This is a genomic window from Microbulbifer sp. ABF4_143 (assembly GCF_056160225.1).
This window is the reverse complement of record NZ_JBSWWT010000009.1, coordinates 40,373-61,426: the sequence shown is the minus strand read 5'-3', so window position 1 is coordinate 61,426 and position 21,054 is coordinate 40,373. Positions and strand designations below refer to the sequence as shown.

The following is a 21,054-nucleotide window of genomic DNA, read 5'->3' as shown; positions in this document are numbered from 1 at the left end:
TTGATAGAAAGGTGCTATAAGGGCATTTTGGTCGGGAGTCTCGAATCCCCGAAAAATTCGAGGCTCAGCGGAACAGGGACGTACCGCTTACTGACGGACTGTAGAAAAATTCTTTTTCAACAACCCGCTATGCGGCTTTATGGAGCGGCTGTCAGGAAGACCCCACGCGCATAGGCTCTGCAACGGACCTCGCCGCCTCTTCTCCGTACAGGCAGGTGACCAGCTGCAGCGCAAAGTCCATCGCGGTGCCCGGCGCCTGGCTGGTGATCAGGTTGCGATCCACCACCAGCGCAGCGTCGCTCGCCTCTTTGGCCTGGCCGCGCAGCTCGTCGCGGAAAGACGCGTGGCAGGTAGCCCTGTAGTCTCCGATCAATCCGTGCCTGCCCAGCACCACTGCCGGCGCTGCGCAGATAGCAGCGAGCCAGCGGCCGGAATGCAACTGCTCGGCGAGCCACTCTATCAGGCGTTCACTGTTGTGCAGATGCTCCGCGCCGGGCATGCCGCCCGGCAGCGCGATCAGATCCCAGCCAGCATGCTCGCAATCCCGCAGCAGGCAGTCCGCCTCTATCGCGACACCGCGCGACGCGGTGATGCGCCTGTGCGGCATCGCCGAGGCCAGGGTGACCTCGGCGCCGGCGCGGCGCAGCACATCGACGATGGTGACGGCCTCGATTTCCTCGGATCCGTCGGCTATCGGAACCAGCACTCTCGCCATACTCCAGCTCCTTTCTGATGTATTGAGCGTGACTTCACGGCTTCAAACGCTGGGCATATCGCGCCGCTCCCAGCCTACAGCCACACGGACCAGAAGAGGCGTATCACATTGGCGCCGAAGCTGTAGGCCGGCTCCTCGCCCGGATTGATGTCGGTGCCGTCGCCGTGCACCGTTACATCGCGGAAGTTTTCGTAGTCGAACAGTATATGGTCCCAGTAGAGGTTGAGGGTATTCTTGCGCTGGAACAGGGACCAGCGGTCCGGCAGCACATAGGCGACGCCGATACCGATCGAGGCGCTGGTGAAATCGCTCAGCTCCTTGTCCCGCGCGCGGAAGTTGGTGGCGTTGCGGTAGGGGAAGAGGTCGCTGTAGAAATCGGCCCCGCTCTGCTGGTAGAAGCGCAACTTGCCCTCGAAGATCCACTGGTCCTTTTCCTCCAGCGGATGGGTGTAGCGGAACTCGATATTGTCGGCGCGAATACCCCAGCTGTCGACATAGTAGCGGTATTCCCCCTTCACCGCGGCGCGATACGGCAGCCGGTATTTCGCGCGCAGGGCCACCGCGTCGCTGTTGCGGGTGCGCGGGTACTCCTCCGGCTGGTAGCTGAAACCGAGCGGCTTGCTCGGATCGACGTAGCGCACGCTGCGGTAGGGGTTGTTCAGGAAGCCCTCGTCGGACACCGTCTCGACGCTCAATTCGGCAATCAGTTTCTGGGTCAGAATCTGATTCCACGACAGCGCGTAGCGGCGGTGCTCGGCGAAGTCGGCGAAGGTGTCGTCGTCGTTGCGGTAGACGTCGTCGCTGCCGTAGCTGAAGCGCAGGTCCAGAGTGCTGAGATCGCCGAAGAAAGTCTGGCTGACACCGAGAGAGACGGTCTCCGCCTGGTAGTCGTTTTCGGAACTGTTGGTGTAGCCGAGACTCAGCGTGGTCTTGTCCACCAGGTAGTCGGCGCCGAGGGAGTATTCGTCGCGCTGTTCCGAATAGCGGCTGGCCGTGGCCTCCACATCGATGGAGGCGCCGGAGATCATGTCCACATAGTAGTTGGCGGACAGGGACAGGTTGCTGCCGACATTCTTGCGCACCAGCACAGACGGGCCGTCGATGGTGACACCGCCGCCGCTGTAGGAGTGGTACATGGTGTCGGCGCGCTCCTCCGGCAACACTGCGGCGTCGGCGAGTATAGGGCAGAGCGCCAGTAGGCAGGCCAGGAGGTATTCGCCTGCAAACAGGCTCCTACAGACGCGGCCTATAGACGGTCTTTTAGTTACAGCCACAACCACCTCCACTGCCGCCCTCGGCGCCGCGGGCCGCCTCGCGGGCCTCGTAGACGTGATTCATATAGCCTGCCGCGACCGGATCCCGCTCGAAACCCATAATCGGGTCGGCCAGGTAGTGGCGCTCGTAGGGGGCCACCCAGGGGGTTGCGGTGCAGCCGGTAACACAGAGTGCTGCGCAGAGCAGGATCAGCAGGCGGGCCATCGGTTTACTCCCGGATCAGTTCCTTGATGATTTTCTTGTAGGCGGCCTCGTCGCCGTCGCGGTAGCCGCGGTGGATCTGGCGCACCTTGCCGTCGCGGTCGATAAATACCGAGCTCGGCATGGCGTCAATGCCGTATTTCTTGCTCACTTCACCGGCGCTGTCGAACAGGATCGGGAAATCCACCGGGATCTTCGCCAGCATCTTCTCCGCGTCGGCGCGCTCGGAATCCACGTTCACGCCCCACACCTGGAAGCCGGCGGCCTGGTAGCGCGCGTGCAACTCGTCCAAAAGCGGCATCTCCTTGCGGCAGGGGCCGCACCAGGAGGCCCAGAAATTCAGCATGATCACGTCGCCGCGCTGTTCCGCCAGGCGCAGGTTGTCGCCCTTGTTGGAGGCGAGGGTGAAGTCGAACGAGGGTTCGGCGGCGAGGGCCAAATGGGAGGACAGGATCAGAGCCAAACCGGCCAGGAAACGAAACATCGCTAGCATCCTTTTTGTTGTCATGCAGGTTATTGTCAATCAGAAAAAGAAGGAGACACCCAGCTGCGCGGACAGGTTGTTGGTGGTCTGCGCCTCGCCGAAAATCTCGTGTTCGAAGACGTGGTCGCGGAAGTCGAGGCGCAGCGCCAGCCAGTCGCTGGCCAGCACCCGCGCGCCGACGCCGAAATTGTAGGTAAAGTGCGACTCGTCGGCGAAGGCGGTGTTGCCGACGCCGCCGATCAAATAGAGGCTGCTGTTCAGCGCCCAGTCGTCGAAAATAAAATACTCGCCCGGAAACAGGTTCCAGGCCAGAGACAGGTTGTAGTAGCTGAGCTGGCGCTGCTCGTCGGTCAGAAGCGGCGCGGCGCCGCTCAAGCGCTCAAAGCTGGATTCACCCAGCTCCGTCTCGCCGTAGGCGGCCTCCATAAAGATATCTTCATTGATATGGTAGGCCAGCGCAGCGCCGTACACGGTGTTGGAGCCGAAGTCCTCCACATTGATCACACCGCCAAAGGTCGTGAACTCTATATTCTCGCTGTCGATGCGCGCCTCGCGGATCTCGCGCCGCTCCAGGTCCGGGGAGACGATTTCGCCCAGGGGGTCATCGCCCTGCGCGTATGCGCCGGCGCTCGCCAGCAGCGCGGCGGCCGTTACAGATATACGTCGAAACCAAGCTTCCACTCGACTATCTCCTGATTTTCCTCCCGCGACGTGAGCAGGTAGTGATTGGCGTATTCCGCCCTGAACGCAAAGCGGCGGGACAGATAGGTCTTCACCCCCAGGCCGGTCAACATGGTGGTGTCGCGGCGGTCTTCGGTCGCGACTATGGTGGCGTTGGGGGAAGTGATATTGATACCGGTGCCGAGCATAAAGTAGGGCGACAGCCTCCAGCGCGGAAACGGCTGGTGCAGCACCGCCGCCTGGTAGGTCTGGCTGTCCGAGAAGCTGCCCACGGCCTGGGTCGCGCGCAACTCGACGGACAGGTTGCGGGTGAAGCGGTAGCCGAGCGTCGCGCCCATGGAACTGGCACCGGCGAAGTCGCCGTAGCTGAAACCTAAGTGAAAGTGCTGCGCGTCCACGTCGCTGAAGTCCGGCAGCGGCACCCGCACCAGTGCGCCGTCCTCGCCGTAGACTTCCTGCAAGTCGGCGATGCGCACCCAGCCGTTCACGCCGCGATGGGTGGCGACCTTGACCCAGTCGGTGCGCCTTTTCAGCAACCAGATTTTTTCGCCGTACTCGGCCACGTGAAAAATCGGGTAGCCGCGCCCGGGGCCCGTGTAGATATTCACATAGGGGCTGCCAACGGTGACTGGCTCGGCATCCGCCGGCAGTGTCTCCGGCGGCGCCCCGGCGCGCGCCGCGCTGCCGATCAGCAGCAGCGCCGCGCAGAAAAATCGAAGGCGAGCAAGAAAGCCAGACATGGATCAGTTTTCCGGTACCGCAAAGGGGTCGTTATAGTACTGCGCGCCGATATCCAGCCACTCGGAGATCAACCGCAGCTCCGCCGGCTCCAGATAACCGGCGTGGGCCGCGCCGGCGGCGAAGATCTCGAAGAAGCGGCTGCCGTTGGCGGAATTGCCCATCAGCCGGTCGATATTGACGGTCACCATAACCGGAATCGGATTGCCGTCGCTATCGAGAATCAGATTGCCGTCCTCGTCGGTTTCGAACACCGGGTTGCCGTCGTCATCGCGCTCCTGCACCAGTATCTCTCTCAGGGCGCCGTCCACCAGCTCCTGGCTCGGGTTGTCGAACAGCAGCTCCACATAGGAGGTCATCCAGTCCGCATTGGCCGGCGACGCCGCCGAGGTCAGATCCAGCTGCGCCGCCGGTACCCGCGGCATGCCGGCGGCGTCGCGGCTGGAGTGGCAGACGGTGCAGGTGCGGTCCTCGATTACATTGCCGCCCGCGTCGGTAATTTCCCGCGCCCGCTCCCAGAGCGGCTGTATATGCACCGGGTAGTGGATCACGCTGCGGCAGCTGCCGCTCCAGTCGTCCAGGCAGGGGGCCGGAATCGGCAGCGGCGTGGCCAGGTCCGCGTAGGCGATACTGCTGCTCGGATCCTTGCCGAGGGCCGGATCGGTCCACAGGTCGCTGAAATTGATATCGCCCTCGAGATCCGCCTCTCCGGCGATGCGCGCCAGCAGCTGCGCCATGGTCTCGCCCATCTCGGCCACCAGCGCCGGCTCTGTGTTCGGAAACGGAATGCCCGAGGTGGGCGCTCCGGCCCAGGCGGAGGCGGGCTCCTTGTCCGGGCGGCCGTGGGGCACTTCACTGTCGCCGGTGTGGCAGCCGTTGCAGGTGCGCACCTCGCCGGCGCGCAGCTGCAGCCAGCTGCGGTGGCGGCCGACGATGCGGCGGCCGTCGGCGTCGACGACGGCAATCGCCAGCGGCATATCCGCCGGCAGTTTGACCCGCACCGAGCCGTCCGGCTGAATCGGCGTGTAGCCGAGAATTTCACGCATGCCGTTGGCGCGGTTGCGGCCGAAGGCGGAGCGGTCGAAATCGAGGGTGTCGTCGTCGGGAATGCCCACCGCCTTGAGCACGCGCAGGTAGCGCGCCGGGCGCTGATCGGCGCCGGTGATCGCCGGGTCGGCGAGGGCCGGGATACCGGCCCCGCCCTCTGCCGCCAGAATGTCCACGCCGTCGAAGTCGTAGACACTGCGGATATCCAGAATGCCGACGCCCTGCTGCACCAGGTCGCCATCGATATCCACGCCGGGCACCGGCTCGGGCCTATAGGCCGGCTCGGTGCGCGGCTCCAGCGTGACCCCCTCGGAGATCATCTCGCCTTCATCGGCGACGACGATCGGCAGCTGGGTGCCCTGCGCATAGTCGTAAATCCACAGACCGTAGAGCGGGTCCGCCGGCACCACTTCCTCCTGACTCAGCCACTCGTCGGTGCAGGGGCGCGGCAGCTCGGTGCCCATCTCCAGCACCCGGCATTCGCTCCAGCTGACCAGCAGGCGGCTGCTGCCGTCGTAGAAAGGCCAGGCGGAGGCGAACAGGCCGTGCGGCGACAGGCTGCCGTCGGTGATCACCTCCTCGACCGAAATCGAGGCCTGGCCCACCAGCTCGCCCTCGCCCTCCGGCTCGCTGAAGGCCTCGGTGTGCTCGGCGCTGTCGATGGCCACCAGGTCGCCGCCATAGGCCAGGCCCGCGGGCGAGCGCAGGGTGACCAGCAGCCTGCCGTCGGGCATCTCGCGCGGTTTGACGAAGGCGGCCGCCGTCCGTTCGCCGTCGGCGTTGAGGCTGCCGGTCTGCTGGCTGTGGTAGCCGTAGTGGAAGGCGAGGCCGGTGCCATCCGGCTCTATTGTGTAGAGGCTCAGGTTGTCGACGCCGCCCATATTGTCCCAGCGGTTGAACAGTATGCGGCCATCGTTCAGTACCGTCGGGTGCAGGTCGTGGCTCTGGTTGAAGGAGATCTGCCGTATATCGCTGCCGTCCGCGTCCATGACGTGCAGCACCATGGCCTCCTCCTGCAGATCTTCGTTCAGGGAGGAGAACTGCGGCTTGTTGTCGTCCAGCAGCAGCGCGCGGGCGCGGCGCTGGCGGGTCGAGGAGAAGACGATGCGGCCGTCCGGCAGGAAGGCCGGCGCCATATCCTGGCCCTCCTCGGCGATCAGGTCCGATTCGATCACGCGCTTCAGTTCGCGGGTTTCGAGATCGTAGAGCCAGATATTCCAGGTGGGCTGCTCGTCCTCATCGGCGTCCTCGATTTCCGGCGCGCGCATCGCGAAGACCAGGCGCCGGCCGTCGGCGGAGGTGTTCAGGTCCTTGACGTCGTAGTCGCCATCGAAGAGCCCGGCGGTCAGCACGGTTTCCGGCGCGCTGGGCGTGGCGCGGTCCTTCAGCACCAGTTCGGCGCCGGGGTTGAAGCTGGCCGGGGAGTAGATATCGTCCTCGACCAGTGCGCCGTCGTCCTCGAAGTTCAACTGGCGGCGCACGAAGGCAACGGGATAGTCCACCACCACCGGATCTTCGGCCTGGTCCCCGCCGGCGGAGGTGTCGCCACCGCCGCTGCACGCCGCCAATAACAGCAGTGGCGGCAGCGCGTGCAAATATTTCATTTTTTCTCTACCCGCTTCCGGCCCGGCGGCGCACCGGGGCCACCGAAAGAGTTCGCCGTGAATTCAATATTTCTCATTGCGTGACATCTGTCCGCAAGGCGCATTCTCTCAAACCGCGCACAAAAATTTTGCCAACTGCCCCCCAATTCTCGTAACCGCCGCTGGTATTAACGGGCTCAGCTCTTAGTATTTGATGCCATCCCCACAAATGGTCACGTCAAGCCATAATCCGATGAAAATTCAATCGAATCGACTGCGCGGCACCTGGTCAAGAGCCGCGGGCGCACTCCTCACTGCCAGTCTCTGGACCGGTATCGCCAGCGCCGCCCCCCAGGACCAGGCCCTGCAGATCTACAGCCGCCTGACCGGCGTCAAGCCTGCAGAGAGCGTACTGCTCGAAATGGCCGAGGATATCGCCAGTGGCGATCCGCACTCGGCCGCCTACACGGCGATGGACGACGACGCCTTCTACAATGTGACGCTGAAGAACCTCGCCACCCCCTGGACCAACCGCGAGCGCGATGTGTTTGCACCGCTAAACGATTACACCGCGACGGTCATCGGCATGGTGCGCGACGATGTGGATTTCCGCCAGGTGCTGCACGGCGATATCCTGTATACGGGTGATATCTCCGGCCTGCCCCCCTACAGCAACAGCAACAACGACCACTACGAGGCACTGGAAGCCGGCGGCTACTCGCTGAAAGACAGTCTGGTGCGCCGGGCCCAGTCATCGGTCACCGGCCTGCCGGCGGAGGCCACCGCCGGCGTCATGACCAGCCGCGCGGCGGCCAAGTCCTTCTTTATCGCCGGCACCAACAGGGCCATGTTCCGCTTTACGCTGCTCAATCACCTGTGCCGGGATATGGAGCAGGTGCAGGACACCACGAGGCCGCCGGACCGCATCCGCCAGGACGTGAGCCGCAGCCCCGGCGGCGACAGCCGCGTATTCCAGAACAACTGCGTCGGCTGCCACAGCGGTATGGACCCTATGGCCCAGTCCTTCGCCTACTACGACTTCGCCTACGACGCGGACAATGATCCCGAGGGGGAAAACGGACGCCTGGACTACAACGGCGCCGGCCAGACGGACCCGGTCACCGGCAGCCGGGTCAAGGCGAAAAACCATATCAACAGCGCCAACTTCCCCCACGGCTATATCGTCCCCGACGACCGCTGGGACAACTACTGGCGCCAGGGCCCGAATATGCACCTGGGCTGGAGCAACGCCCTGCCCGGCGGCGGCAACGGCGCCAAGTCGATGGGCGAGGAGCTGGCCAACAGCCGCGCCTTCGCCGAGTGCCAGGTCACCAAGGTGTTCCGCCAGGTGTGCCTGCGCGAACCGGAGGACGCCGACGACCGCGCGCGCATCGACGCAATCGCGGACGACTTCAGCAATACGGGCTACCGGCTGAAGCAGGTGTATGCGGACACTGCCGTTTACTGTGCGGGGGAATAAGTAATGATTTTCCGAACAAGCTTCCGCAAATGCGACTCCGCTGTCAGTCCGGTGGCGGCCCTGCTGCCGGTATGGCCTAGCGGGACACGCCGTGAATCCATCCCTGGAGGCTTGTCGGCGAGGTGGCCCGGCCGCTCCAGGTATTCACGGCGCCTTCGGCCCCTCTCGCCGACAGTCCCGCAAGGCCATACCGGCATCAGCGCCTTCGCGTCTGGTATGCGACTTCGATCAATGCTGCGTATCTCCGGGTTGTTTTTTGCCGCGGCGGTTCTTTCCGCCTGCAGCGGCGGCAGCGGCCAGGACACCGAGGCGCGCCCCAACACCAACCCCGGCGGCGGCGGTGCCAGCTATTCCGGCCCGGCGCCGGAGACAGAGGACGCACAGCAGTACAAGCGCTATATCTGGGATAACCTGGCGGCGGAGAACCGCTGCGGCGGCTGCCATGTGGAGAACAACCAGAGTCCGCACTTCGTGCGCGGCGACGATATCAACGCGGCCTACGACGCGGGGCGCGGCCTGGTGAACCTGGCCAGCCCGGCGGAGTCGCGCCTGGTGACCAAGGTGGCCGGCGGCCACAACTGCTGGCTATCGAGCGCCAGCGCCTGTGCCGAGATCATCACCAACTATATCGAGGAGTGGGCGCGGGCCAGCGGCAGCCTGAAAAACAGCATCACACTGACCGCGCCGGTGGAGCGCACCGTCGGCGCCAGCAAGAGCTTCCCCGCGGATGGCGGCAACTTCTCCACCACCGTCTACCCGCTGCTGCGCAACTACTGTGCGGGCTGCCACAGCGAGGACGCCGGCACCGCGCAGCAGCCCTATTTCGCCAGCGCCAATGTGGATCAGGCCTACGAGGCGGCCAGGAGCAAGATGAACCTGGACAACCCGGCGGACTCGCGCTTCTCGGTGCGGCTCGGAGCCGAGTTCCACAACTGCTGGAGCGACTGCGCCGACAACGAGGCGGCGATGACCGCGGCCATCCAGGCCTTCGCCGACGGCATTCCGCTGACCGAGGTGAATCCCGACTGGGTCATCAGCAAGGCGCTGCTGCTGACCGACGGCATAGTCGCCAGCAGCGGCGGCCGCATAGAGAACAACGCAATCGCGCTGTACGAATTCAAGACCGGCAGCGGCACCACCGCCTTCGACACCTCCGGCGTCAACCCGGCCATCGACCTGACCCTGTCCGGCGACGTGGAATGGCTCGGCTCCTGGGGTATCCAGTTGAAGGGCGGCAAGGCCCAGGGCGCGACCGCCACCAGCCGCAAGCTGTACGACACATTGACCGCCACCGGCGAATACACCATCGAGGCCTGGGTGGCCCCGGCGAACGTCTCCCAGGAGGGGCCGGCGCGTATCGTCAGCTACTCCGGCGGCAACGATATCCGCAACTTCACCCTCGGCCAGGCGATGTACAACTACACCTTCCAGAACCGCAGCGACAGCACCGACGCCAACGGCATGCCGGCGCTGATCACCGACGATATGGCCGAGCGCGCCCAGGCGACCCTGCAGCATGTGGTCGCCACCTACGATCCGATCGAGGGGCGCAAACTGTACGTCAACGGCGAATTCACCGGCGACGCCGACCCGGCCGCGGCGGAACTGCTCAGCACCTGGGACGACACCTTCGCGCTGGTGCTGGGCAGCGAGGTCTCCAACGACAACAAGTGGGAGGGCTCGATACGCCTGCTGGCGATCCACTCCCGCGCCCTGTCGGCCGAGGATATCGCCACCAACTACGCCGTGGGCGTGGGCGAAAAATATCTGCTGCTGTTCAAGGTGGAGGAGCACACCGGCGTGCCACAGTCCTACGTCATGCTCACCGTGCAACAGTTCGACAACTACGGCTACCTGTTCAGCGAACCCACCTTCGTCAGCCTCGACGACAGCGCCGACCCGACCGGTATCGCCATCGAGGGCATGCGCATCGGCATCAACGGTCGCGAGGCGGAGGTGGGCCAGGCCTGGGCGAACCTGTCCGCGACTATCGACGGCAGCTATGTACCCGGCCAGGGTCAGCGGCTGTCGAGGCTCGGCACCATTATCACGCTGGACAAGGGCCCCGAGTTCGACGAGTTCTTCCTGACCTTCGAACGCCTCGGCAGCGAGACCTTCACCCGCGTGGAGCCGACGCCGCCACTGCCGGCAGAACCCGCGCCCCTGGACCCGCAACCGCGCATCGGCCTGCGCCGCTTCGAACAGATTCACGCGGCCCTGTCCCGCGCGACCGGCATCTCGATGGCGCACCCGGATATCGCCGAGACCTGGGAAAAGGTCAAGCGCCAGCTGCCGGTGGAGAGCGATATCCAGGGCTTCCTGGCCGCGCAGCAGATGGGCATCACCCAGCTGGCGGTGAAGTACTGCAGCACGCTGGTGGATTCACCCGCGCGCGGCAGCTACTTCCCCGGATTCGATTTTACGCAACCGGCCAATGACGCCTTCGACAGTGCCGCCGAGCGTGCGCAGATTATCGATCCGCTGATCGAAAATCTGCTCGGCCACGAGATGACCTGGCCCGACGGCAACCACTCGCAACTGGCCAGCGCGCCGGACCTGACCGATGTGGAGACCGAACTGAACAGCCTGATCGATACCATGACCGCCTGCGGCGGCAGCTGCGCCGCCGATCGTACCGAGACCACAGTCAAGGCGGTGTGCGCGGCGGCCATGGGCAGTGCGATGATTTTGATTCACTAGACGCAGAGACATCGATCGCGGCCACGGGCCGCTCCTACAGTAGCCAGTAGCTTGCAACGCACATTGTAGGAGCGGCCCACGGCCGCGATCGGAATCGAAGAGAACACCGGGCTCCAGATGCGAAGGGCCTGATGCCGGCGGCTTCCCGGCAAATATTTACCGATCAGGTTTTTTGCCGGGAAGCCGCCGGCAGCAGGCCCGCCCGAAATAAATGTATTGCACCGCGGATTAGAAAATCCGGAAAAAACTATGAGCAAGAAAAAACACTTCGACCTGGATCAGCCCCTGCGCCACCCGGACCACCACCGCCCGGTGACCAGGCGCGATTTCCTCGCCCAGGGCTTCCGCGCCGGCCTGGCAACGGTGCTCGGCGGCTCCGTGTTCAGCCTCTTCGCCGATCCGAGAAGCGCCCAGGCGGCACTGTCTTCGGACCTGGAAGCGCTGCGCGGCCCCTGCGGCATCAGCGCCGCCGGCGGCGCCGGCAAGATTCCGTTTATCTGTTTCGACCTGGCCGGCGGAGCCAATATCGCCGGCTCCAATGTGCTGGTCGGCAAGCAGGGCGGACAGCTGGACTTTCTCAGCACTGCCGGCTACGGAAAGCAGGGCCTACCCGGCGATATGGTGCCGTCGCTGACCGACGCCGCCGGCAACCCTTTTATCAACACCGACCTGGGCCTCGCCTTCCACAGCGACAGCGGTATGCTGCGCGGCATTCTCGACAAAATCACCGCCGGAACCGCATCGGCCACCAACGGCGCGGTGATTCCGGCGCGCTCGGAAAACGACACCGGCAACAACCCCCACAACCCGATGTACGGTATCAACCGCGCCGGCGCCAACGGCGAGCTGCTGGCGCTGATCGGTTCCAGCTCCAGCGAATCCGGCGGCAACTCCCTGGCGCCGATGGCGATGATCAACCCGGAGGTGCGGCCCACCAAGGTGGACAGACCCACGGACGTCACCGGCCTCGTCGATGTCGGCGATCTGGTCGGCCTGCTCAGCCAGGAGGATACGGTCAAGGTGATGGAATCCATGTACCGCATTTCCGATTCCAAGCTAGGCAATGTGGACACCAAGATGGGAGCCTCCGCCGACGCGGTGATCAAGGATATGGTGCGCTGCGGCTATATGAAGAGCGCCGACCTGGCCGACCGTTTCGGCAATCCGGCGCAGCTGGACCCGGCCGCGGACCCGGATATCGTCGGCCCGAGCGGCATCTTCACCAGTGCCGAGTTCAATAACGACCGCGAATTCCAGAAGACCGCCTCGGTGATGAAACTGGTGATCAACGGCTACGCCGGCGCCGGCACCATCACCATGGGCGGCTACGACTACCACACCGGCGACCGCGCCACCGGCGAGATCCGCGACCTGCGCGCCGGCCGCTGTATCGGCGCCTGCCTCGAGTACGCCGCGCGCCGCAACCAGCCACTGATGATCTATGTGTTCAGCGACGGCTCGGTGTTCTCCAACGGCATGATCGACGACTCCATCGAGGGGCGCGGCAAGGGCGTCTGGACCGGCGACAACCAGCAGACCGCGGCCTCCTTCTTCCTGGTCTACAACCCGGCCGGCCGCCCACGGCTGCTCGGCGGCAGTGTGGATGAGCAGGCGCGCCACCAGCAGCTCGGCTATATGCGCCCATCCGGCGATGTGGAAACCGCGTCCAGCCCGGCGGCAAACAATGTCAACCTGCTGGTGGAAACCGTCGTGCTGAACTATATGGCGCTGCACGGCGAACAGGGCAACTTTGCCAGTCTCTTCCCCAACCACGGTCTCGGCAACGCCAGCCTGATAGACAGCATGACCGCCTTCGAGCCGATTGTCTGATGCGCAGATTGTTTAAATTTTTGCTGCTCTGCTGTACCGCCCTCCACGGGGCACCGTCGCTGGCGGAGTGGCACTACAAAAAGCAGGCCATTATGGGCACCGAGGTGTCGGTGCAGCTGTGGCACCAGGACGGCGAACAGGCCGAGCGGCTGATCGGCCAGGTGATGGCGGAATTCCGCCGCCTGGACCGCGAACTGTCCCCCTACCGGGAGGACAGCGAACTGTCGCGGCTCAACCGCGAGGCCGCCGCGGGCCCGGTTCCGCTGTCCGATGAACTGGCGGCGCTGATCGACAAGTCCCTCTGGTACAGCGATCTGACCGGCGGCGCCTTCGATATCAGCTACGCGACCCTCGGCAAACACTACGATTTCCGCAACAAACAGCGCGCGGACGCGACCTTGACCGAATCCCTGCTGGAGGCCCTGAACTACCGCCACCTGCATTTCGACCAGGGCGCGCAGACGCTGCGCTTCGGCCACGCCGAAACCAGAATCGACCTGGGCGGCATCGCCAAGGGCTACGCGGTCGACAAGGCGGTGGCGATTCTGGAGCGGGCCGGCGTCTGCAGCGCCAGCGTCAGCGCCGGCGGCGACGCGCGCATGCTCGGCGACAAGCGCGGCCAGCCCTGGCTGGTGGGCATCCGCCACCCCCGCGACAAAGGCAAAAACGCCGCGGTAATACCGCTGGCGGACAGCGCCATCTCCACCTCCGGCGACTACGAGCGCTACTTTATCGACGACGGCAACACGCGCGTGCACCATATCTTCGACCCGGCCACGGGCCAGCCCGCCGACACCGCCGGCGACAGTGACAAGCTGATCAGCGTCAGCATCATAGGTCCGCGGGGTTTCGACACGGATCCACTGTCCACCAGCGTCTTCGTGCTCGGCAAGGAAAAAGGCCTGGCGCTGATAGACCGGCTACCCGACTTCGAGGCGGTGGTGATCGACAGCAACAAGCGCCTCTACTTCAGCCGCGGCCTGGACGCGTCGAAATAAAGTCGCCGTCACCGTAAGAGAAATGCCAACCGGATCACATCAGCCATATGATCCCTTGAGATAATTCACCTGTGGACCGCGCCCGCTGAGAAGCCGCTTACAGGCGACTCCACCGGAGCAGCGATTGATTCCCTTTATATCTGCTTGCCAACAAGCGCCTCTACAAAAGCTCGTAAAAAGGCCGCCCATGCGACGCTGTATCCAATTTCTGTTTTTCTCCCTCGCCATTGCCGCCGGGACACCGACACTGGCGGAGAACGAGGCCTTCCCCGCGGACCAGCTGGAAGCGCTGAAGCGCGACGTGCTGAAGCTGAACCGCGACCTGCTGATCCTCGAGGAAGACCTGCTCTACCCGGCGCAGAGCCAGGTGGCCTTCTATGTCTCCATGGACGTGGGCGAGTACTTCAAGCTGGACGCGGTCAAGCTGCATATCGACAACAAGCTGGCGGCCAGCCACCTGTACACCGAGCACCAGCGCGACGCACTGATTCGCGGCGGCATACAGCCGCTGTTCAAAGGCAACCTGAAGTCCGGCAACTACACCATTTCCGCCTTCTTCACAGGCACTGGTCCCGCCGGGCGCGAGTACAAACGCGCGGCCACGCTGGAGCTGGAAAAAACCAACGAGCCGGCGGTGATCGAACTGCGCATCGCCGACTCCGCGCAGAAGCAACAGCCGGAATTCGAACTGGTTGAGTGGCCGGCGCCCTGATCCGCGATGCAGTACCGCCCCCTATTCCGCGCCCTCTCCCTCACGGCCGCCCTGCTGGGCGCCGCCGCGCCCGCCTGCGCCGACGGCGAAGACAAGCGATACCGGCAGGCCCAGGACATGGCCTACGGCGCGGCCCTCTATGACTATTTCCAGGGCAACTACTTCGACGCCCTCAGCGGGCTGCTGGTCGCCGAAGAGCGCGGCGCGATCAATGTCCACCGCGACAATGCGGCCCTGATCGAGGGCGGTATCAGCCTCGGCTTCGGTCTGCGCCAGCGCGCGGCGGAACTGTTCGAGCAGCAGCTGCGGCAGAGCGACGGCGACAGCGAAGCAGACGCGCGCCGCCGCCGCGTCGCCTGGCTGAAGCTGGCGGAACTGAACTACCTGCAGGGAAACTGGCCACTGGCCGCGCAGCAGCTGCAGGAGTCCGCCGCCGCGCAAGAATCCCCGCTGGCCCTGAACCTGGCCCTGCGCGAGCGGGACTTTCCCGCCGCGGGGGCGCTGCTCGAAGCCGCGCCCCTGCCGCTGGAGCAGCGCCTGCTGGGCAGCATCAACCTGGCCGCGGCGCTGGCGCGGGACGGGCAGCTGCCCGCGGCCGCGGCGCGCTATGTCGAGGCGGCGGCGCTGGCGTCCGCGCGGGAGGACGCACCGGCGGAGATACAGATCCTGGCCGACAAGGCGCACACCGGCGCCGGCTACGCCTATGCGCTGCAGAACCGCCACGCCGAGGCGCTGGCGGAATTCCGCCAGGTGCGCCTGCACACCCCCTGGGCAAGCAAGGCGCTGCTGGGGCTGGCCTGGTCCGCTATTCACAGCGGCGAATACCAGTCCGCGATCGACGCGCTGCAGTTTCTGGTGGACAACCACGGCGACTCGGCGGCGGCGCGCGAGGCGATGGTGGTGCTGCCCTACTGCTACGAACAACTGCAGCGCTCCGCCGCCGCCCTGGCCGCCTACCGGCGCGCGGAGGAGCACTACCAGGGGCTGCTTGGCCAACTGCAGCGGCTGCAGGAGGAGATCGAATCGACAGTGTTTGCGCCGGCCGGTGACGGCGGCGCACAGCGCTACGGCTGGCTGCAGCTGGCGCAGGCGCCGCAACTGATGTGGGACAACCAGCGCCACCTGCAGTCGATACTGCAGAGCGACCGCTTCCAGCTGCGCCTCTCCGAACTGCGCGACCTGCGCCAGCTGGCACGGGTCATCGAGGGCTGGCAGGAGAAGCTGCCACAGTTCGAGCAGCTGATCGACGAGCGCAGGCAGCGCCGCCAGTCGATCCTGGAAAACTACCAGAGCGCCCAGTTCGACCAGCAGCTGGATATCGCCGCGCAGCAGTACCGCCAACTGCAGGCATCGCTCGCGCGCATAGAGCGCGAGCGCGACTTCCTCGCCCTGCTGGCCGCGGACGAGAGCGAGGGCGGCGAGATGCTGTCGCTGCTAGAACGCGCCGAGGGGCGCTATCGGGCGCTGCAAGATCTGGGCAGGGCGCGGGAAAACCAGCGACAAACCCTGCAGCGGGCCCGCGGCCTGCTGCTGTGGCAGGCGAGCGAGCAGTACCACGACAAGCTGTGGCAAAAGCGCAGGGAATTGAAACAGCTGGGCGAGCAACTGGATAGCGCCGGGCGCCAGCGCCGCGAGACCGATCTCGTCGCCCGGCGCGCGCCGCAACTGAGCCGCCTGCGCGACAAGATAAGCGCCGCCGCGCCGCAACTGGCCGCGCGACACGGCGCCATCGCCCGCGCCAGCGACATTATCGAAGCCTCGATCAAAGAGGATGTGGTCGCCGAACTGGCTCGCGAGCGCGCACAGATAGCCCAGTATATGGCGCACAGCCGCCTGGCCATCGCGCGCCTGCAGGATGCGGCCATGCAGATGCGACCGGCGGCAGACGGCAGCGAGGGTGGCGCCAATGAATAATACGCCGCGCCGGACAAGGTTCACCGTGAAGAAAGGCTTCGCCGGGAAAAAGGCACTGGCGCTGGCGATCTGCTGCGCCGTCGCGGCCTGCAGCAACCATTCGGTACAGACACTGGCGGATTTGCCCGCGGTCGAGCTGCCGCCGGAGCAAGGCCCCGTCATCGAGGCGCCGCAGGTGGATGTCTCCGCGCTGCAGCAGAGCTACCGGCAGGCGCTGGCCAGCAACCGGGATCCGGACACCCGCCGGCAGATACGCCTGCGCCTGGCGGATCTGGAAATGGAGCGTCTGGAACAACAGCAGGCGGAAAACCCCGAAACCGCCGTCTCCTATACCAGCGCCGTGCGCCAGTACGAGGCGCTGGCCCGCGAGATGCCCGGCGACGACTACCTCCTCTACCGCCTCGCGCGCGCGCGGGCCCTGGACGGCCGGCCGCAGGAATCGCTGCGGGCACTGGAGGGCATCGCCGCAACCGCGCCCGAATCCCCCTTTATTGCCGAGGTGCTCTTCCGCCGCGGCGAGGCCGCGTTCAACCGCAGAGACTACGGCGCGGCGGCGCGGGACTTCCGCGCGCTGCTCGATCACGGCGACACGCCCTTCGCCGACAATGCGCGCTATATGCTCGCCTGGTCGGAATTCAAATCATCCGATTACCGCGCCTCGACGCGGACTTTCCTGCAGCTGCTGGACCGGCTCCGGCAACGGGCGCCCCTCGAGGATCTGCCCCTGGGGCAGAAGCGCCTCGCCGACGACAGCCTGCGCGGCCTCGCCCTCAACTTCAGCTACCAGGGCGGCGCCGCAGTGATCGAATCCTTCAGCGGCGGCGAAGAGCGGGCCTACCAGCACCACCTGTACCGCGCCCTCGGCGACTGGTACCGGGAGAAGGAGCGCTACCGGGACGGCGCCGACACCTACCTGACCTATGTCGAACACTACCCGCAGAGCCCGCAGGCGCCGGCGCTGCACCTGTCCGCGGTGGAGACACTGCAAAGCGCGGGGCTGCGCGGCGAAGTGCTGCCGGCCAAGCGCGAGTTCGTGCGCCGCTACGGCATCCGCAGCGACTACTGGCAGCAGGCGGACGAAGCACAGCGGCAGAGGCTCGGCGGCTGGCTGCGCCCCTGGCTGGAGGAGCTGGCCAAATACGACCACGCCCGCGCCCAGGCGCTGACGGCGCAGGCGGAAAAAATTTCGGCGAAAAAGCTCCGCGAGCGGCAGCGTCTGGCCGGCGACGCCCGCCGCGCCTACCTGGCCGCGGCGGATCTCTACCGCCAGTACGCGGACACCTTCCCGGAGGATCCGAACACGCCGCCACTGGTGTTCCTGATGGCGGAGTGCCTGGAGCAGGCCGGCGACTACGCCGGCGCCTGGCGGGCCTACAGCCGCGTGGCCTGGGAATTCCGCGACGAGAAGCACGGCGTCGAGGCCGGCTACGCGGCGATTCTCACTTCCGCACAGGTGCGCAAGCAGCTCGCCGGCAGCGAAGATCCCGAGCAGAGGATTCTGTGGCAGGACCGCAATATAGAGGCCAGCCAGAAGTTTGCCGACACCTGGCCGCAGGACAGACGCGCGCTGCCGGTACTGCTGGCGGCGGCCGACCAGCTGCTGCAACAGACCCGCTACCAGGAGGCCATCGCCGCCGCGGACAAGGCCGGCAAATGGCAGCCGCCGCCGGACAGCCGCCAGCAGCTCACTATCGCGATGATTCTCGGCCACAGCCGCTTCGAGCTCGGCGACTATCCCCGGGCGGAACAGGCCTATGCGCGCGCGCTGCAGCTGGCCGGCACCGATACCGCCATCGGCGACAGCGCGCAGCAGCGGCTGCAGGCGGCCATCTACCGCCAGGCGGAACTGGCGCTGGCGGAGGGCCCCGGCGAGGAGGGCCTCGGCCACCTGCTGCGCATCCGCGACAGCGGCCGCACCGCCATCGCCGCCACCGCCCAGTACGACGCGATCAACTACCTGATCGAGCTGCAACAGTGGCAGCGGGCCGCCACCGAACTGGCGGATTTCCGCCGCCACTACCCGGCCCACAAGCTGACACCGACACTGGCCGCCAAGGCGGTGGTGATCTTCCGAGCGCTGGAGCTGCCCGGCGCCGCCGCCGGCGAGCTGCTGCGGCTGGCGCAGAGCGATCCGGACGGCGAGGTGCGCCGCCAGTCGCTGTATATGGCCGCAGAGAGTTTCCAGCAGGCCGGCGATAAACAGCGGGCCATAGACGCCTACCGCCGCTACAGCGAACAGTGGCCGCAGCCGGCGGAACAGCGGCTCGAGGCCCAGTACCAGTTGGCGCAGCTGCTCGCAGACGGCAAACAGCAGCGCGAGCGCAACTTCTGGCTGCAGCAGCTGGCCGGCAACGGCGTGGACTCGCCCCGCGGCCGCTACCTGGCCGCCTTCGCCCAGAGCGCGCTGGCGGAGCAGAGCTACCGCATCTTTGCGCGTATGCCGCTGCGCCTGCCGCTGAAGAAAAGCCTCGCCGACAAGAAGCGCGCGATGGATACCGCCGTGGCCGACTACCGCAAGGTGCTGAAATTCAATATCGCCGAGTTCACCACCCAGGCGAATTTCCGCCTGGCGGAAGTCTACCGCCAGCTGAGCCGCGACCTGATGGAGTCACAGCGGCCGACGAACCTGAACGCACTGGAACTGGAGCAGTACGAAATACTGCTGGAGGAACAGGCCTACCCGTTCGAGGAGAAGGCGATAGAACTGCACGAGGCGAATATCCGCCGCACCGGCGACGGCATCTACGACGACTGGGTCAAGCGCAGCTTCGACTCCCTCGGCCAGCTGCTGCCGGCGCGCTACCGGAAACAGGAAAAGGTGTTGGCGTGGAGCGAGGCACTGCACTGACATGGCTGCGAAAAAAATGACAAAGCGCGTTAACTTCCTGCTGCTGGCGGCGACACTGGCACTGCTCGGCGCCTGCGCCAGCAGCGGCCCGCAACCGGACGCGGCAAGCGCCGACGAACTCGCGCCGACCGCCAACCCCTACCTGGCGGAGGCGGGCAGCGTGCCGGTGGCGGTGCGCGAGGGAATGGAAATTGCACGGCAGCGCTACGAGGCCGGCGAGTTCGCGGTTGCCGAGGCGGAGCTGAAGAAACTCACGGAGCGCTGGCCGGATCTGTCCGGCCCCTGGCTGAATCTGGGCATAGTGCAAAGCCGCGCCGGCCACGCGGAGGCGGCAGAACAGAGCCTGCGCCGGGCGATCGCCGCCAACGACAACAATGTGTTTGCCTGGAACCAGCTGGCGGCGCTGCTGCGCGACGCCGGCCGCTTCGATGAAGCGCTGCGGTGCTACCGGGAGGCGCTGGCGCGCTGGCCCGACTACGGCGATGCCCATATCAACCTGGGTATATTGTTCGACCTCTACCTGCACCAGCCGGAGAAGGCGCTGGAACACTACCGGACCGCGCAGGCATTGCGCGAAGAGGAGGACAAACAGCTGGCCGGCTGGATCGTCGACCTGGAGCGCAGACTGTGATGAAAAAAATCCAACTGCTGCTGGCAGCGCTGTGTATTGCAGCCCCCGCGGCGGCCGAGGAAGTCATAGAGCTGGAATCCACGGTGATCGGCAGCCAGGAACAACCCAAGGTGCTGTATATCATCCCGTGGAAGCAGGCGGACAGCCTGCAGCGGCTGGACAGCGTGTTGCCGCAGACGATGCACGATGTGTTCAAACACCAGGAATATTCGGAACTGCAGCGAGAAATCAAATTGTTGCAGGGCGACATAGAAAAACAGTAGGTAACCGCTTCACTCTCGAAAAAGTACGGAGCTTGATGCGAAGGCCCTGATACCGGGGGAAGTTTGCGGGACTGTTGGCGAGAGGGGCCGAAGGCGCCGTGAATACCTGGAGCGGCCGGGCCACCTCGCCGACAAGCCTACAGGGATGTATTCACGGCGTGTCCCGCAAACTTCCCCCGGTAGCAGGGCCGCCACCGCCCTCCCTCTTACTGGCGAGGGAGGGGCGTTTACAAATAGAAAAATATTTCAACTACTTACCCATTGCGGAGTTTTACTATGGAATTCACCCAGGCGCTGCTGCGCTTCTTTCAAAACGGCGGTCCCTTCATGTACCCGATCGCGCTGGTGCTGGTCATCGGCCTGGCGATGGTGGTGGAGCGCTGGATCTTCCTGAGCCGCGCCAAGGCCGCCAATCGCCGCGCCTACCAGCAGCTGCTGCCGATGCTGCAGAAGCGCAACTACCAGGGCGTGCTGCAGCTCGCGCGGGAAAACAAGGCGGCCATGGGCCGTATCGCCGCCGCCGGTATCGGCACACTGCAATATGCCAAGCGCGATGAGAATATCGCGCTGGCGATCGAGGAGGGCATCCTCGAGGCGGTGCCGCGCCTGGAAAAGCGCACCAGTTACCTGGCCACCCTGGCCAATATCGCGACCCTGCTGGGCCTGCTCGGCACCATCATGGGCCTGATCGCCGCCTTTACCGCGGTGGCCAGCGCGGACCCGTCGGAGAAGGCGACCATGCTCTCGACCAGTATTTCCGTGGCCATGAACACCACCGCCTTCGGCCTGATCTCCGCGATTCCGCTGCTGTTGTTCTACTCCATGCTGCAGAACAAGACCAACGAGATTATCGACAGCCTGCAGATGGCCGGCGTCAAGTTCCTGAATCTGCTCACCCTGGGCCGCGCGGCGGCGGAACAGAAAGCGGCCAGAAACTGACGGTAGCACCATGCT

General features: G+C 65.4%; 17 protein-coding genes. 10 read left to right on the top strand and 7 right to left on the bottom strand.

Translation table 11 applies throughout. The features are described from left to right. Window positions 1-151: 151 nt before the first annotated feature. From ACXAF3_RS08975 to ACXAF3_RS08945, 7 genes are all read right to left on the bottom strand, one after another. Entirely contained in the window at window positions 152-715 is a 564-nt protein-coding gene (locus tag ACXAF3_RS08975; protein WP_475111958.1) for a DJ-1 family glyoxalase III, read from the bottom strand. A 74-nt stretch (window positions 716-789) separates the two neighbouring features. Continuing rightward, entirely contained in the window at window positions 790-1,851 is a 1,062-nt protein-coding gene (locus ACXAF3_RS08970) for a DUF3570 domain-containing protein (protein ID WP_475111957.1), read from the bottom strand. Window positions 1,852-1,975: 124 nt separating this feature from the next. Continuing rightward, a complete protein-coding gene (locus ACXAF3_RS08965) occupies window positions 1,976-2,194 on the bottom strand; it encodes a DUF4266 domain-containing protein (protein WP_475111956.1) in 219 nt (72 codons plus the stop codon). A gap of 4 nt (window positions 2,195-2,198) precedes the next feature. Beyond that, window positions 2,199-2,675 carry a TlpA disulfide reductase family protein gene (locus ACXAF3_RS08960; RefSeq protein WP_475111955.1) on the bottom strand — a complete coding sequence of 159 codons (477 nt, stop codon included), beginning with the start codon at window positions 2,673-2,675 and terminating at the stop codon, window positions 2,199-2,201. Window positions 2,676-2,714: 39 nt separating this feature from the next. Then, window positions 2,715-3,356, bottom strand: coding sequence for an outer membrane beta-barrel domain-containing protein (locus ACXAF3_RS08955; RefSeq protein WP_475111954.1), 642 nt, complete (start codon window positions 3,354-3,356; stop codon window positions 2,715-2,717). Continuing rightward, entirely contained in the window at window positions 3,326-4,096 is a 771-nt protein-coding gene (locus ACXAF3_RS08950; protein WP_475111953.1) for an outer membrane beta-barrel protein, read from the bottom strand. The genes ACXAF3_RS08955 and ACXAF3_RS08950 overlap by 31 nt, the downstream gene beginning before the upstream one ends. A gap of 3 nt (window positions 4,097-4,099) precedes the next feature. After that, window positions 4,100-6,745 (bottom strand): HzsA-related protein, encoded by a 2,646-nt coding sequence (locus ACXAF3_RS08945; RefSeq protein ID WP_475111952.1) that lies wholly within the window; start codon window positions 6,743-6,745, stop codon window positions 4,100-4,102. Between the two features lie 232 nt (window positions 6,746-6,977). On the opposite strand from ACXAF3_RS08945, the gene ACXAF3_RS08940 reads away from it, so the two are divergent. The 10 genes from ACXAF3_RS08940 (at window position 6,978) to ACXAF3_RS08895 (ending at window position 21,039) form a co-directional block, all read left to right on the top strand. Continuing rightward, window positions 6,978-8,204, top strand: coding sequence for a hypothetical protein (locus tag ACXAF3_RS08940; RefSeq protein WP_475111951.1), 1,227 nt, complete (start codon window positions 6,978-6,980; stop codon window positions 8,202-8,204). A 231-nt stretch (window positions 8,205-8,435) separates the two neighbouring features. Further along, entirely contained in the window at window positions 8,436-10,904 is a 2,469-nt protein-coding gene (locus ACXAF3_RS08935; RefSeq protein ID WP_475111950.1) for a LamG domain-containing protein, read from the top strand. 249 nt (window positions 10,905-11,153) lie between these two features. Continuing rightward, complete coding sequence (locus tag ACXAF3_RS08930) at window positions 11,154-12,734, top strand: hypothetical protein (protein ID WP_475111949.1); 1,581 nt, start codon at window positions 11,154-11,156, stop codon at window positions 12,732-12,734. Next, a complete protein-coding gene (locus ACXAF3_RS08925) occupies window positions 12,734-13,732 on the top strand; it encodes an FAD:protein FMN transferase (protein WP_475111948.1) in 999 nt (332 codons plus the stop codon). Before ACXAF3_RS08930 ends, ACXAF3_RS08925 begins: the two co-directional genes overlap by 1 nt. Window positions 13,733-13,919: 187 nt before the next feature. Continuing rightward, window positions 13,920-14,444 carry an AraC family transcriptional regulator gene (locus tag ACXAF3_RS08920; protein WP_475111947.1) on the top strand — a complete coding sequence of 175 codons (525 nt, stop codon included), beginning with the start codon at window positions 13,920-13,922 and terminating at the stop codon, window positions 14,442-14,444. Window positions 14,445-14,450: 6 nt separating this feature from the next. Next, window positions 14,451-16,358 carry a tetratricopeptide repeat protein gene (locus ACXAF3_RS08915; protein ID WP_475111946.1) on the top strand — a complete coding sequence of 636 codons (1,908 nt, stop codon included), beginning with the start codon at window positions 14,451-14,453 and terminating at the stop codon, window positions 16,356-16,358. After that, window positions 16,351-19,206 carry a tetratricopeptide repeat protein gene (locus tag ACXAF3_RS08910; protein WP_475111945.1) on the top strand — a complete coding sequence of 952 codons (2,856 nt, stop codon included), beginning with the start codon at window positions 16,351-16,353 and terminating at the stop codon, window positions 19,204-19,206. The genes ACXAF3_RS08915 and ACXAF3_RS08910 overlap by 8 nt, the downstream gene beginning before the upstream one ends. A gap of 16 nt (window positions 19,207-19,222) precedes the next feature. Beyond that, window positions 19,223-19,837, top strand: a complete 615-nt coding sequence (locus ACXAF3_RS08905; RefSeq protein WP_475111944.1) for a tetratricopeptide repeat protein — start codon at window positions 19,223-19,225, stop codon at window positions 19,835-19,837. Further along, window positions 19,837-20,100: a hypothetical protein gene (locus ACXAF3_RS08900; protein ID WP_475111943.1), complete on the top strand. Its 264-nt coding sequence runs from the start codon at window positions 19,837-19,839 to the stop codon at window positions 20,098-20,100. The genes ACXAF3_RS08905 and ACXAF3_RS08900 overlap by 1 nt, the downstream gene beginning before the upstream one ends. A 276-nt stretch (window positions 20,101-20,376) precedes the next feature. Continuing rightward, entirely contained in the window at window positions 20,377-21,039 is a 663-nt protein-coding gene (locus tag ACXAF3_RS08895; protein WP_475111942.1) for a MotA/TolQ/ExbB proton channel family protein, read from the top strand. Window positions 21,040-21,054 lie beyond the last annotated feature (15 nt).